Origin of the sequence: Rothia sp. 27098_8_27 (assembly GCF_041432805.1) — a bacterium.
GTDB lineage: Bacteria > Actinomycetota > Actinomycetes > Actinomycetales > Micrococcaceae > Rothia > Rothia mucilaginosa.
On the sequence record NZ_JAPWAJ010000003.1, the window covers coordinates 67,237 to 80,460 of the forward strand.

Annotated in this window: 11 protein-coding genes; 8 read left to right on the forward strand and 3 right to left on the reverse strand. The window is 60.7% G+C overall.

Translation table 11 applies throughout. The features are described 5' to 3' along the window. The first annotated feature begins 244 nt into the window (after positions 1 to 244). Positions 245 to 1,276, forward strand: a complete 1,032-nt coding sequence (locus O3675_RS05025) for a 6-phosphofructokinase (protein ID WP_005504866.1) — start codon at positions 245 to 247, stop codon at positions 1,274 to 1,276. 131 nt (positions 1,277 to 1,407) lie between these two features. On the opposite strand, the gene O3675_RS05030 is transcribed toward O3675_RS05025, so the two are convergent. Both O3675_RS05030 and O3675_RS05035 read right to left on the reverse strand, forming a co-directional pair. After that, positions 1,408 to 2,643 carry a folate-binding protein YgfZ gene (locus O3675_RS05030; RefSeq protein ID WP_371571335.1) on the reverse strand — a complete coding sequence of 412 codons (1,236 nt, stop codon included), beginning with the start codon at positions 2,641 to 2,643 and terminating at the stop codon, positions 1,408 to 1,410. A 65-nt stretch (positions 2,644 to 2,708) separates the two neighbouring features. Then, a complete protein-coding gene (locus tag O3675_RS05035; protein ID WP_049363143.1) occupies positions 2,709 to 3,398 on the reverse strand; it encodes an FABP family protein in 690 nt (229 codons plus the stop codon). Positions 3,399 to 4,038: 640 nt separating this feature from the next. Here O3675_RS05035 and O3675_RS05040 point away from each other — a divergent pair. The 7 genes from O3675_RS05040 (at position 4,039) to asd (ending at position 12,633) form a co-directional block, all read left to right on the forward strand. Beyond that, the gene (locus O3675_RS05040) at positions 4,039 to 4,716 is read left to right on the forward strand and encodes a response regulator transcription factor (RefSeq protein ID WP_294640247.1); all 678 of its coding nucleotides are present in this window, start codon (positions 4,039 to 4,041) and stop codon (positions 4,714 to 4,716) included. Between the two features lie 181 nt (positions 4,717 to 4,897). Continuing rightward, the gene (mshD, locus tag O3675_RS05045; protein WP_371571339.1) at positions 4,898 to 5,962 is read left to right on the forward strand and encodes a mycothiol synthase; all 1,065 of its coding nucleotides are present in this window, start codon (positions 4,898 to 4,900) and stop codon (positions 5,960 to 5,962) included. A 66-nt stretch (positions 5,963 to 6,028) separates the two neighbouring features. Then, positions 6,029 to 8,302: an RNA degradosome polyphosphate kinase gene (locus tag O3675_RS05050; protein WP_371571340.1), complete on the forward strand. Its 2,274-nt coding sequence runs from the start codon at positions 6,029 to 6,031 to the stop codon at positions 8,300 to 8,302. Between the two features lie 251 nt (positions 8,303 to 8,553). After that, positions 8,554 to 9,561, forward strand: a complete 1,008-nt coding sequence (locus tag O3675_RS05055) for an NUDIX domain-containing protein (RefSeq protein WP_371571343.1) — start codon at positions 8,554 to 8,556, stop codon at positions 9,559 to 9,561. Between the two features lie 153 nt (positions 9,562 to 9,714). Next, positions 9,715 to 10,596: a thymidylate synthase gene (locus O3675_RS05060; RefSeq protein WP_371571345.1), complete on the forward strand. Its 882-nt coding sequence runs from the start codon at positions 9,715 to 9,717 to the stop codon at positions 10,594 to 10,596. A gap of 22 nt (positions 10,597 to 10,618) precedes the next feature. Next, on the forward strand, positions 10,619 to 11,269 hold the full coding sequence (locus tag O3675_RS05065) for a dihydrofolate reductase (protein WP_371571463.1): 651 nt from the start codon (positions 10,619 to 10,621) through the stop codon (positions 11,267 to 11,269). A 224-nt stretch (positions 11,270 to 11,493) separates the two neighbouring features. After that, on the forward strand, positions 11,494 to 12,633 hold the full coding sequence (gene asd / locus O3675_RS05070) for an aspartate-semialdehyde dehydrogenase (RefSeq protein WP_371571347.1): 1,140 nt from the start codon (positions 11,494 to 11,496) through the stop codon (positions 12,631 to 12,633). Positions 12,634 to 12,758: 125 nt separating this feature from the next. On the opposite strand, the gene O3675_RS05075 is transcribed toward asd, so the two are convergent. Further along, positions 12,759 to 13,148 carry a PGPGW domain-containing protein gene (locus O3675_RS05075; protein WP_005508339.1) on the reverse strand — a complete coding sequence of 130 codons (390 nt, stop codon included), beginning with the start codon at positions 13,146 to 13,148 and terminating at the stop codon, positions 12,759 to 12,761. Between the last annotated feature and the right edge of the window lie 76 nt (positions 13,149 to 13,224).

A 13,224-nucleotide genomic window follows, 5' to 3' on the forward strand; every position in this document is an offset into this window, starting at 1 on the left:
GGGAAAGGGCGGCTATTTGTGTTTCAAACCCAAACATACAGGTACTAAAAACCTGAACTTTTCAGCACCAAAACGGGCGTTCCCACGGCTTTCCACCACTACCCACACAACCCAAACATCGCTAAAATAGAGACCAAGAGAACGACCTCCCGACCGGCGAACATTCGCGTGCCGAATTCGTGGAGGTCATAGTTATATACACGCGCGCACAACACCTAAAACGCGCAGACATTAGGAGCCAACCATGAAGATCGGTCTGCTTACTTCCGGCGGCGACTGCCCCGGCCTGAACGCTGTTATCCGCGGCGCTGTCCTCAACGGTGTCAAGAAGTACGGCTACGAGTTCGTCGGCTTCCGTGATGGCTGGCGCGGCGTCGTTGAAGGCGACTACATGGATCTGCCCCGTCAGAAGGTCCGCGGCCTGGCTGCTCAGGGCGGCACCATCATCGGTACCTCCCGCACCAACCCCTTCGACGGCCCCAACGGTGGCCCCGAAAACATCGAAATCATGATGGAACGCCACGGCATCGACGCAATCGTCGCTATCGGCGGTGAAGGCACCCTCGCAGGCGCAAAGCGTCTGGCAGACGCAGGCCTGCCCGTCATCGGTGTCCCCAAGACCATTGACAACGACCTGCGCGCAACCGACTACACCTTCGGTTTCGACACCGCAGTGTCCATCGCAACCGAGGCTATGGACCGCATCCGCACCACCGGTGAATCGCACCACCGCTGCATGGTCGCCGAGGTCATGGGCCGCCACGTCGGCTGGATCGCACTGCACTCCGGTATGGCAGCAGGCGCACACGCAATCCTGATCCCCGAGGTCAAGGTCTCCATGGAGCAGGTCGCTGAATGGGTCAAGGAAGTACACGACCGCGGCCGCTCTCCCCTGGTTGTTGTTGCTGAAGGCTTCATCCCCGAAGGCTTTGACGACGTCATGGCCAACAAGGGTACCGAAAAGGACGGTCGCCCCCGCCTCGGTGGTATCGGTGAGTACATCACCCACGAGATCGAGAAGATGACCGGCGTCGAGACCCGTAACACCATCCTGGGCCACATCCAGCGCGGTGGCGCACCCACCGGCTACGACCGCGTGCTCGCAACCCGCCTGGGCATGGGCGCAGTCGACATGGTCGCTCAGAAGCAGTGGGGCAAGATGGTCTCCGTGCAGGGCACCGAGATCAAGTACGTACCTCTCGAAGAGGCACTGGACGGTCTGAAGTCCGTACCTCAGGAACGCTGGGAAGAAGCAGCCGTCCTCTTCGGCCGCTAAACCCCGCAAGCTCAGCAAGCTCGCTGAGCACTCATACTAAAGCCGCGGAGGCGGGCACTCGTAACGGGTGCCCGCCTCCGCGGTTCTAGCTGGGATGGGTTCTAGTTCAGGCGGTTTTGGGTCAGGAGCGCCTAGCGCTTCAGGAAGTCCTGACCAGCCAAAGAACGACGCGCCACCTCACCGGACTCCGGCGAAACCACCGTCGTCTGAGCCACCGCGTACTCGGTCGCCGGCGCCGGCGACCCATCGGGCAGGAAGTCTCCGCCATCAACCGCACGCAAAGGCGCCTGCGGGTCAACGCCGCGCTTAATCACAGCCAGAGCGATCGGGCCCGCCTCATAATGTAGCGCCACCGAGGTAATACGACCGACCGGGCGGGACTTACCCTCCACAAACAGCTCGCTACCTGCCGCCGGCAGGGTGTGCTCCGAACCGTCAATATCCAAGAACACCAGGCGGCGCGGCGGGCGACCCAGGTTATGCACGCGAGCCACCGTCTCCTGCCCCTTGTAGCAGCCCTTATCAAAATGCACCGCCGTACGGGTGTAATCCAGCTCCTGGGGGATCGTCTTATCGTCCGCCTCGGTACCGTAGCGCGGGCGCCACGCCTCAATACGCAGAGCCTCCGCAGCCCACAGGCCCGCAAAACGCGCGTCCGCAGATTCAGCCAGGGCGGGCAGAGCAGAACGCGGCACAATGCTCAAGAAACGCACATAGTCCGCGCCCGGGTGATTATCGCCCGCCTCGTCGTAACGGTAGCTACCCGGTGCAGGAGTATGCCAGGGGTCCTCCCACACCAGCGGCTTGCCCTCAGCGAGCGCCGGATGCACCGAACCGTCCTGCAGGATCGGGTTACGGGCACTCTCCAGTACCGCGTACTCGTCGCTGAGGTTCTGCACCTCAACGCGCATCATGAACTTCATGCGGTTTAGGTAATCGGTCAGCGGCTGTGCCTGGTTGCCCTCCACGATCAGCCAGAGTGCCTCGCCGTCTTCAATTGCGGCGGGTGCGTACTCCACGCGGCCTTGAGGGGAAAGCAGCAGGAACTCGCGACTCTCCCCGGCGGTCATACCGGTCAGAATCTGCGAGGCGATGGAGGTCAGCCAGGTCTGGCGGTCCGGCCCCTCAACACGCACCACGCCCAGGGAGGAGCGGTCCACCAACACTAGCGGCTCCTCCGCACCGGCGGAGCGATCAAAGCTGAGGGAACGCTGTTCCAGCATCGGGTTGCCGTAATGTGCGGCGACGCCGGCATCCAGCCCGGAGGCGGCAAAAGCGCCGTGCAGGCTCAGCAGGGGGCTCACCGGGCGGGCGGCATCGGGCTGGGGTGCCTCAGCCTGAGGCGCTTCAAGCGAAGATTCAGTCACGGAAGGTGCACCTTTCACGCAAAGAGTCTGCCCCGCCGGCCAGCGGGGCAGACTCACGTTAGTTATTAGGCGGTGGGCTCGGAGCCGGGCTCGCCGGTGGGCTCTTCGCCATCCAGGGAACCGAACATCGAGGTGCCCAGGGAGTCACCGGTCATCGACGAGGTCTTACGTAGCTCAGCGGAGGCGTGCTTGTGCAGCTTACCCTCGGCGTCTGCGATCTCCCAGTCCCACATGAGGTTGCCGTTGACCAGGCCCCACAGGCGCACGGAGCCTGCGTATTCGTGGGAGATGTCGTCGCGCAGCAGGTTACCGGTCTGCATGCGGATGACCGGACCCTTAACCATGCCCACGTAGTTTTCGCTAATGCCGCCGGGGTGCGCGATGGTTGCGAGCAGCGAGAAGCCGTCGTCGGCATTGCGGAGAGTCTCTACGCTTGCCGCGTCGGCGAAGGCGGGAACAACGTCCTTGGGGACAATGCCGAAGCCGCCGTCAGCGTCGGTCAGGGGGCGGTCAATCTGCCAGAAACCGGTTTCAACGGTGATGGGGCGCAGCTTCTGACCCTCGTCATCGAGCAGGAAAGACTCAGCGCGGTATTCAATGAAGGGCAGACCATCCTGCTCAAAAGTAATAATCTGGCCGAAGGGGGTGTTTTCCTGGCCTTCGTACCACATGGTTCCGGTGCCTTCCCAGGTACCAAGCAGCCATGCGAAGGGAACAAGTTCAGGGGTTAGGTTGGTAGGGATTTCAATAGCCATACCTCCCATTTTAGTACCCGAGCGTAAAAACGGCACCCTGTTCGTTCGCTCACGGCACGGGGTAGCACCGCCTCCTGCAGAGTAAATGGTACGGCGGGCAGCATAAAGAAAACCCCCAACCGGAGGGGACCGGGTGGGGGTTCACGCCGTCATTGGCGAGGCGGTACGAACCGTACGACCGCCTAAAGCCCTGTGTGGGCGATGCTTCTGCTCTGTGCGGGGAAGACTACTTCTGACCGCTGAAGAGGCCACGCAGTACTGCGAATGCACCGATACCGATGCACACGGAGATAATAGCCATCAGCGACATGAAGAGAGCTTCAAGAGCCATAAGATTGTTTTCCATGCCTTAAACCTACCACAGACCCACCCCGAAAGGGCGCAGAATCAACGGCGGAAACATAGTGGACACCCAAGCCGCTTCCCGGATGCAAGACCTGCCTAGCGCCGGGCAAGACCCCGGTTCCGCACCAGCATGCCAGAACCCCTGCAGTCATCGGTTGAAAAGGCTATATGAACAGTCCGGAATACGATATTTGTGCCCCGCCTGCGCCGGCTCCCACAGCTGCATCACAGCCGGGCGAGTACACTAGAAAGAGCCAAAAGTTTTACACGGGAAATATGCAGGAAAGGAGAGAATGTGTACCGTATTGCGCTTCTGAGCGATACCGCCGCGCAGGATATGATTCCCTCGCTGAGTCTACTCAGCCACAAGGTACACGTTTTCCCCCTCGACACTGCCCACACCACCCTCGAATCTGAAGCTTTCGACCTGCTCATGGTCGACGCCCGCACCGCACTCGTCAAAGCACGCCAATGCGCCCAGCTATTGCGCGCCGCCGGCGTACAGTTGCCGCTCATCGCACTCCTGAATGAAGGCGGTATGGCGGCGGTTGCAGCCTCCTGGCAGGTTGACGATATTGTTTCTGACCAGGCGTCCCCCTCCGAGCTGGATGCGCGCCTGCGCCTCGCCATCAAGAGCGACGCAGCCGCAGAAGAAGAGAACTCCGAAGAGCGCATCGTGCGCGCGGGTAACCTCGTCATTGACACCCAGGCGTACTCAGCGCACCTCTCCGGCACCGCTCTGAACCTGACCTTCAAAGAGTTTGAACTGCTCAAGTTCATGGCTCAGCACCCCGGACGCGTCTTCTCCCGAGCCCAGCTGCTCTCCGAGGTGTGGGGTTACGACTCCTACTACGGCGGCACCCGCACCGTGGACGTGCACGTGCGTCGTCTGCGTTCCAAGCTCGGCACCGAATACGAGCAGATGATTTCGACCGTGCGTAACGTGGGCTATTCCTTCAACAGCACCCGCTAAATTTTTAGGGCTCCAACCCCTATTTTGGTGTACCCCGTTATGAAGTAGCCTCGCCGCTGAGCTGAGTACCAGAATGTGTAAATGTTCCGGTTCTTGTCATATTCGCCCAGGACGAAGAACAAACTCTTCAAAGAGCAACTATCCCCGGTAGAGTTGAATCAGAAGGCTACGAAAGAAGGCGATGATGGTACACAGTCAGACACCCAATCCCTCCACCCTGCCCGCTGAAAGCTCCCTTGTCTACGCGGAACCGCATCTCACCAAAGAGCTGCTGGAACGATTCGACTCCTTTGCGCAGAAGGTTGCCCGCCATGACGGCGTCTCGGCGTTCTCTGAGCAGACCCGCGTTGAGTTGAGCAAGGCATTGCGCGAAAGCACCCTCACCCCTCCGCGTTTCTTTGTCGCCGAGGACGACGGCACCCTCGCCGCCGTCTTTGTGGCGCTCACCCCGGCAAACGACGAAGATACCGGCGTGATTGAAGCAGCCGTCGCCCCCGAATACCGCGGACGAGGCGCCGGCAGCGCATTCTTCGACCACGCCGTCCGCCAGCTGGGTGAAGACGCCGTACGATACCGACTCTGGGTTCACGGTAGCGCCACCGACACCGGCATTGAAAGCCCTGCCCACGCGTTCGCTACCCTGCACGGTTTCGAGCCGGTGCGCGTGCTGTACAAGATGGTTCTGCCCCTGGACGCGCAGACCCGCGAAGACCTCGTGGAACGCTCCGACGCGCGCGCCCTGCCGGAGAACCTGCGGATGCGCACCTTCACCGGCGCGGACGAGTTCCCCTGGCTGCGCGTGAATGCCGCAGCGTTTTCGCATCACCCGGAGCAGGGCAAGCTCACCCTCGCCGATTTGCGCGAGCGCACCGGCTCCCCCTGGTTCCGTCCTGAGGGTTTCTTCATCGCCTCCGAGGTGGAGGATGACTCCGCCATCGCGGCATTCACCTGGACGAAGATTCCGACCGGTCAGGAGCAGAGCGAGCTGTCCCCCTCCGGCGAAATCTATGTGGTGGGTGTGAACCCGCAGGCTCAGGGAGGCGGCCTGGGCCGAACCCTCACCCTGCGCGCGCTGGCGTACCTGGCATGCGCTGAGGACGAGAACGGCGAGCCGCTGCGCGCCATCGACCTGTACGTGGACGCCGATAACACCACCGCATATTCCCTCTACACTTCGTTGGGTTTCGGCGTGGCGACGGTTGACCGCATGTACGCCCCCGCCCAACAGGACGCGCCTGCCGCCTAGTTTTTGGTGCGCCACAGTTGGCGTGCTTCTTCACGACTTACCCCCGATCAGAAAGGCAAGTACAGTATGGTACCCGCCCCCAATGGCCTGAATAAGGCGCCTAAGCCTAAGCCGTCTGAGCCGGCACCCATGACCGGTGTCATTCATATCGGCCACGATATTTCGAAGATTGAGCGTGCCGAGTCTCGCGGCGACCGCATTGAGAAGGGCGAGAAGCGCTCCTACTTCAGTCTGGAAGAGGAGTTCGGCCCGGAGCGTTTCTTCGACCGTGAGAGTAGCTGGCTGGACTTCAACACCCGCGTGCTGGAGCTGGCGGAGGACCCGAACCTGTTCCTGCTGGAGCGTCTGAACTTCCTGTCGATTGTGGCGTCTAACCTGGACGAGTTCTTCATGGTGCGTGTGGCGGGTCTGAAGCGCCGCATTGCGACCGGCCTGGCGGTGCCTTCGGCAGCCGGTCTGAGCCCCGAGGAGCAGATGGAAGAGATTGCTGAGCGCGCTCACCAGTTGCAGACTCGTCACGCTGATGTGTTCCACAACCAGGTTCTTCCGGCTCTGGAGGAGCAGAACATCCGCATTGTGGGTTGGAACGACCTGGATACGGACGCTAAGCAGCGCCTGCGCCAGGAGTTCATGCAGGACATCTTCCCGATTCTGACTCCTCTGGCTGTTGACCCGGCGCACCCCTTCCCGTACATTTCGGGTCTGTCGCTGAACCTTGCGGTGCTGGTGCGTAACCCGCAGACCGGCAAGGAGCTGTTCGCTCGCGTGAAGGTGCCCGATCAGCTGGACCGTATGGTCTCTGTGGACGGTTCCCGTGCTGCCAACACTGCGGGCCGCGAGAGCCGCTACATTGCGCTCGAAGACATCATTGCTGAGCACCTGGACACCCTCTTCCCGGGCATGGATGTTGTGGAGCACCATGTCTTCCGCGTGACCCGTAACGAGGATCTTGAGGTGGAAGAGGACGACGCAGAGAATCTGCTGAAGGCTCTGGAGAAGGAGCTTCTGCGCCGTCGTTTCGGTCCTCCGGTCCGTCTGGAGGTTGAGGACACCATCAACCCGACCATCCTGGATCTGCTGATTTCTGAGCTGAACATCAACGAGTCCGAGGTGTACCGCCTGCCGGCTCCGCTGGATCTGCGCGGTATGAGTGCGATTGTTCGTGCGAACCGTCCGGCGCTGCACTACCCCAAGCACATTGCGCACACTTCCCGTTGGCTCAACGCCACCGAGACCGCGAAGGCTGCGGATGTGTTCGCTGCCGCCCGCGACCACGACGTGCTGCTGCACCACCCGTACGACTCCTTCGCAACCAGTGTGCAGGCGTTCCTGGCTCAGGCTGCCGCCGACCCGCGCGTTCAGGCGATTAAGCAGACCCTGTACCGCACCAGTGGCGACTCCCCCATCGTGGATGCGCTGATTGAGGCGGCTGAGGCTGGCAAGCAGGTTGTGGCGCTGGTCGAGATTAAGGCTCGCTTTGATGAGGAAGCCAACATCTCGTGGGCTCGTAAGCTGGAGCGCGCTGGCGTGCACGTGGTGTACGGCATCGTGGGTTTGAAGACTCACTGCAAGCTGTCGTTGGTGGTGCGCCGCGAGGGTAACCATCTGCGCCGTTACGCGCACATTGGTACCGGTAACTACCACCCGTCGACGGCTCGTTTCTACGAGGATTTGGGTATCATCACCTGCGATGAGCAGATTTGTGAGGACGTCTCCCGCCTGTTCAACCAGCTGTCTGGTTACGCGCCGAAGACCAACTACCAGTCGTTGCTGGTGGCGCCGCGTACTCTGCGTAGCGGCCTGATTGAGTGCATCGACCAGGAGATTGAGAACCACAAGGCTGGCCGCCCGGCGAAGATTCAGATCAAGTGCAACTCCATGGTGGATGAGGCCGTCATCGATTCGCTGTACCGCGCTTCGCAGGCTGGTGTGCCGGTGGATGTGGTGGTTCGCGGTATTTGTGCGCTGCGCCCGGGCGTTAAGGGTCTGAGCGAGAATATTCGCGTCCGTTCGGTGCTGGGCCGCTTCTTGGAGCATTCGCGTGTGTTTGCGTTTGAGAACGGTGGCGATCCGATCGTATACATTGGTTCTGCCGATATGATGCACCGCAACCTGGACCGCCGCATTGAGGCGCTCGTGCCGGTGAAGGATCCGCGCCATGTGAAGTACCTGCGTGACATGTTCACCACTTATATGAGTGATTCTTCGCGTACCTGGCACCTGGATTCTGAGGGTAACTGGACCCGCCACGACACCGACGACCAGGGTAACCCGCTGCAGGATGTTCAGTCGTACTATCTGCGTTCGCGTTCCCGTAAGAACGTGGTGGATAAAGTCTAAGGATTTGCCGCTGACCTAGCGGTGAATTCTGGTTGTGAACTCCGTCTGTTCTCACGCTTTTTGGTGTGAGGGTAGGCGGGGTTTTCCGCGTGTCGTGCAAAAACGTGCGGTGGACTAGTGCACTTAGCACAAAAGTGAACAACAGGTTACGTTGAGATTACAACTTGACCGTTCTCTCACCTACAATTAGACGCGGAGCATGGTGCCCGTTGGCATTGTGCACAGCCTAGCGAAGAGGTTCAGAGAGAGATATGGCACCGCTGGATTCCCCCTCCATCTACTACTCGGCACGACGTTTTGATGCGGTCAACAGCATTGACCGAGCCCCCGCGAACACTGCGGATATTGTTGCTTCTGGCGCACTGATTTGGCGTATGCGCGACGGTGCGCTTGAGGTCCTCATCATTCACCGCCCCCGCTACGATGACTGGTCCTGGCCTAAGGGCAAGCAGGACCCGGGCGAGTCCCTGGCTGAGACCGCTATCCGTGAGATTCGCGAAGAGGTCGGCCTGCAGGTTGTTCTGGGTGTGCCCCTGGCTGTGACTTCCTACCCGGTGGGTGGCCGTCCCAAGGATGTTTTTTACTGGTCTGCTGAGCTTCCGGAAGGCTCCCGCGCCCTGGCGGATGAGGGTGAAGTGGATGAGCTGCGCTGGGTATCCACCGAGGTTGCTCGCGCCCTGCTGACCAACGAGGACGACCTGGCACCCCTGGAGTCCCTGGAGGCTCTGGCTGAGGCGGATGCGCTGCGTACCCGCCCGATTCTCATTGCCCGCCACGCGAAGGCTAAGCCGCGTTCGAACTGGGCTGCTGCTGAGGATGACCGTCCGCTCGCGGCGACCGGTAAGCGTCAGGCGTTGGCCTCTAGCCGTCTCTTTGCGGCGTGGGCTCCGAGCCGTATTATTTCTTCCCCGTGGCTGCGTTGCGTTCAGACCGTGACCCCGTACTCGGTGGATTATGGTGTGTCGGTGAAGGAGAAGAAGTCCCTGTCTGAGGCTGGCGCTCAGCGTCACCCGGCGCGTGTTGCCCGCACCGTGGCGTCGCTGTTCGATAAGGATTCTTCCTCGTTGCTGTGCACTCACCGCCCGGTGCTGCCCCAGGTGATGGATGTTCTGCGTGAGTACCTGTTTGAGGGTTCCGCGGAGGTGCTTCCGACCGAGGACCCGTACCTGGAGCCTGGCGATGCCCTGGTTCTGCAGGTAACTGAGGGCGATAACCCGCGTATTGTCTCGGTGGAGCGTGTACGCGCGGCTCTGGACTAACATCCATATACTTTGATCTTCTAACGGCGAGCGCGCTGGGCTTTATGCTCAGCGCGTTTGCTCTACCTGCGCCCATTCGGGGGTTTTACAATAGAGGGGCGGTTGATTTGTGACCGTCTCTCACGTCTACTGACAGGATTCAAGGTTTTTCTTATGACTCACGCAATCCCCACTCCCTATGAAGATCTTCTGCGCGAAATCCTCGAGGAGAACAAGGACGCCATCGCGGCGGATGCACAGCGTTCCGACCGTACCGGTACCGGCACTTTCGGCGTGTTTGGCCGTCAGATGCGTTTTGACCTGCGTAAGTCGTTCCCGCTGATTACCACCAAGCGCGTGCACTTCAAGTCTGTTGCCATTGAGCTGCTGTGGTTCTTGCGCGGTTCCTCGAATGTGCGTTGGTTGCAGGAGCGCGGCGTGACCATTTGGGATGAGTGGGCTGATGAGAACGGCGATTTGGGCCCGGTGTACGGCGTGCAGTGGCGTTCGTGGCCGACCCCCGATGGTGGCACGATTGACCAGATTGCGAAGGTTATTGATTCGTTGAAGAATAACCCGAGCTCGCGCCGCCATATTGTTTCGGCGTGGAACCCTGCCGAGGTGGACAATATGGCGCTTCCGCCCTGCCACGCACTCTTCCAGTTCTACGTGCACGAACGCGCGGACGGTGTGAAGGAGCTGTCCTGCCAGCTGTACCAGCGTAGCGCGGACATGTTCCTGGGCGTGCCCTTCAACATCGCCTCGTACGCGCTGCTGACCTACCTGATTGCGCAGGAGGTAGGCATGGAGCCGGGCGAGTTCGTGTGGACCGGCGGCGACTGCCACATCTACTCGAACCACCTGGAGCAGGTGAAGAAGCAGCTGGGTTACGGCACCGACCCGGAGGGTAACCCCTACCCGCCGCGTGAGCCGTACCCGTACCCCAAGCTGGTCATTAAGACGAAGAAGCCTTCTATTTTCGATTACGAGTATGAAGACTTTGAGCTGGTGGATTACAAGCACCACCCCGGTATTGCCGCCCCGATTGCGGTCTAACTGCAGGTAACGAGGAGGCATGATGTTTCGTCTGGGCGCTATTTGGGCTCAAACTGATGCCGGCATCATTGGTCGTGACGGGGATATGCCCTGGTACGCGCCGGAGGATTTGGCGCACTTCAAGAAGGTGACGCTGGGCGCTCCGGTGATTATGGGTCGCCGCACCTGGGAGTCGTTCCCGCCGCGTTTTCGCCCCCTGCCGGGCCGTACGAATATTGTGATTAGCCGTTCGGTTACCGAGGCGGAAGAACGCGATGGTGCCCTGTGGGTTCCTTCGCTGGATGCGGCGCTGTACGCGGCTCGTGACGCCGCGGGTGCGCCGGTCGAAGCTACCCCCGCAGATACCGCCGCGATTGATGCTTGGATTATTGGCGGCGGCTCCGTCTACGCGGAGGCGCTCTCCCGCACCGACCTGCCCGCCTTCGGTCGGGTGGAGACGGTGGAGCGGACCCTCTTCTACTGCCAGGAAGGTAACGAGATTACCGGCGATACGCGAGCGCCCGAACTGCAGCTTGCAGATTCTGCGGGTAGCTGCGAGGGCAGCTCACCGAACGGGTGCTGGCGGGTCACCTCTGAGAGTGCCTGGGAGAATAGCGAGAAGGGTTACCTGCTCGATGAGTCGGGCACGAAGAACCCCATGTACTTCTCGTTCCAGCGGCTCGAACGTATCTAGTTCAAGCTTCCCTCATTCACTCGTTGATATAGACATGCATTTCAAGCCTGCGGCTGCTCCACCCGGAGTACCGCGGGTTTGAACGCTTTAACGCGCCCCGATGCAGTACCCGGTGCCGAGCCGGATGCCCACCCTAGCGTCTACGCAGATTATCCCGTTCCGAATATCAAATTTTTTGTACGGTGTTAGTCCGCACCCGCCAGCCTGAGAGTACACTGGGAACCATGAACTTTAATCCCGGTGACTCTGTAGGTTTTGTTGGCTGGCGCGGCATGGTGGGCTCCGTCCTCATGAAGCGCATGGTTGAGGAAGGCGACTTCGAGGGCATTACCCCCGTCTTCTTCACTACCTCTAATGTTGGTGGCGCTGCGCCCACCTTCGACGGCGTAATTGAGCCGTCCGAGCTGAAGGACGCATACGACATTGATGAGCTGCGTAAGCACTCGATTATTGTGACCGCTCAGGGCGGTGGCTACACCGAGGCTGTGCACCCGAAGCTGCGTGCAGCCGGCTGGGACGGTCTGTGGATTGATGCCGCTTCCACCCTGCGCATGAACGATGACTCCATCATCGTGCTGGACCCTATTAACCGCGACGTCATCGACCGCGGCCTGGCATCCGGCGTGAAGGACTTTGTCGGCGGTAACTGCACCGTCTCCTGCCTGCTGATGGGCCTGGGCGGCCTCTTCAAGAACGACCTGGTCGAGTGGGCAACCTCCATGACCTACCAGGCAGCGTCCGGCGGCGGTGCCCGTCACATGCGCGAGGTGCTCGCGCAGTTCCGCGACCTGGGCAACGAGGTCTCCGAGGAGCTGAACGACCCCGCATCCGCAATTCTGGACATCGACCGCAAGGTCCTCGCTAAGCAGCGCTCCGGTGAGCTGGATTCCACCCAGTTCGGTGTGCCGCTCTCCGGCTCCCTGATTCCCTGGATCGACTCCGACCTGGGTAACGGTCAGTCCCGCGAAGAGTGGAAGGCTGAGGTCGAAACCAACAAGATTCTGGGCCGCTCCGAAGACGAGAAGATCACCATGGACGGTCTGTGCGTCCGCATCGCTGCGATGCGCTCACACTCTCAGGCGCTGACCATCAAGCTCAAGAAGGACCTGCCGATCGAGGAGATCGAGCGCATCATCGCTGAGGACAACCCCTGGGTTCGCTTCGTGCCGAACGAGCGTGAGGCTTCCATGGAGCAGCTGACCCCCGTGGCTGCTTCCGGTTCTCTGGAGATTCCGGTTGGCCGCGTGCGCAAGCTCGCGATGGGCCCCGAGTACATTAGCGCGTTCACCGTGGGTGACCAGCTGCTCTGGGGTGCTGCTGAGCCGATTCGCCGTATGCTGCAGATTGCTATTGGCAAGCTCTAAAGCTCACTGACAAGCTATAAGAAAGCCCTCGCTACCATTCTTATCGGATGGGAGCGAGGGCTTTTTGCGTCTGTCTATAGCTTGCGCGAACCGGATTAGCACTGGCCGGATTAGCGCGAGCTGGTTTAGCGCTGGTTTGCGGCGGCGGCTTTGCGTTCTGCCTTGCGTGCGGCTTTGCGTTCCTTACGCTGCTGTCGCCAGGCGCGGTAGCGGTACCAGGCGGTGAGCACCACGTGCTTCATGAAGATATTGGCGCGGCGTGCCCAGGTGAATTCGGTGCCCCAAATGCCCAGGCCGATGAAGATGAACAGCCAGCCGGGGCCGGGAGTGACGAGCATAATCAGTCCGGCAATAAAGCAAAAGGCGCCCACACCGATGACGAGGGGCTTGTAGAGATGACGCATGACCGGATGCGCGTGCATACGCTCCTTGCGGGCTTCGAGCCAGCGGTGAAAGCGGCTGGTCTCGCTTTCCTTGACTTCATCTTCAATGGTTTTCAGGGGTGGTCCTTCCAAACGTGCCGTAGGTGAGTTTCACCGGGCGGCGGTGGTTAGAGAATAGCACCTACCGCTGGGCGGCGGCTGTGAAAGA

Excerpts from the sequence above, each read along its gene's own strand:
- O3675_RS05025 (WP_005504866.1), top strand. The coding sequence starts at position 245 with ATGAAGATCGGTCTGCTTACTTCCGGCGGCGACTGCCCCGGCCTGAAC.
- O3675_RS05035 (WP_049363143.1), bottom strand. The coding sequence starts at position 3,398 with ATGGCTATTGAAATCCCTACCAACCTAACCCCTGAACTTGTTCCCTTC.
- mshD (WP_371571339.1), top strand. The coding sequence starts at position 4,898 with ATGATGGTACACAGTCAGACACCCAATCCCTCCACCCTGCCCGCTGAA.
- O3675_RS05050 (WP_371571340.1), top strand. The coding sequence starts at position 6,029 with ATGGTACCCGCCCCCAATGGCCTGAATAAGGCGCCTAAGCCTAAGCCG.
- O3675_RS05055 (WP_371571343.1), top strand. The coding sequence starts at position 8,554 with ATGGCACCGCTGGATTCCCCCTCCATCTACTACTCGGCACGACGTTTT.
- O3675_RS05060 (WP_371571345.1), top strand. The coding sequence starts at position 9,715 with ATGACTCACGCAATCCCCACTCCCTATGAAGATCTTCTGCGCGAAATC.
- O3675_RS05065 (WP_371571463.1), top strand. The coding sequence starts at position 10,619 with ATGTTTCGTCTGGGCGCTATTTGGGCTCAAACTGATGCCGGCATCATT.
- asd (WP_371571347.1), top strand. The coding sequence starts at position 11,494 with ATGAACTTTAATCCCGGTGACTCTGTAGGTTTTGTTGGCTGGCGCGGC.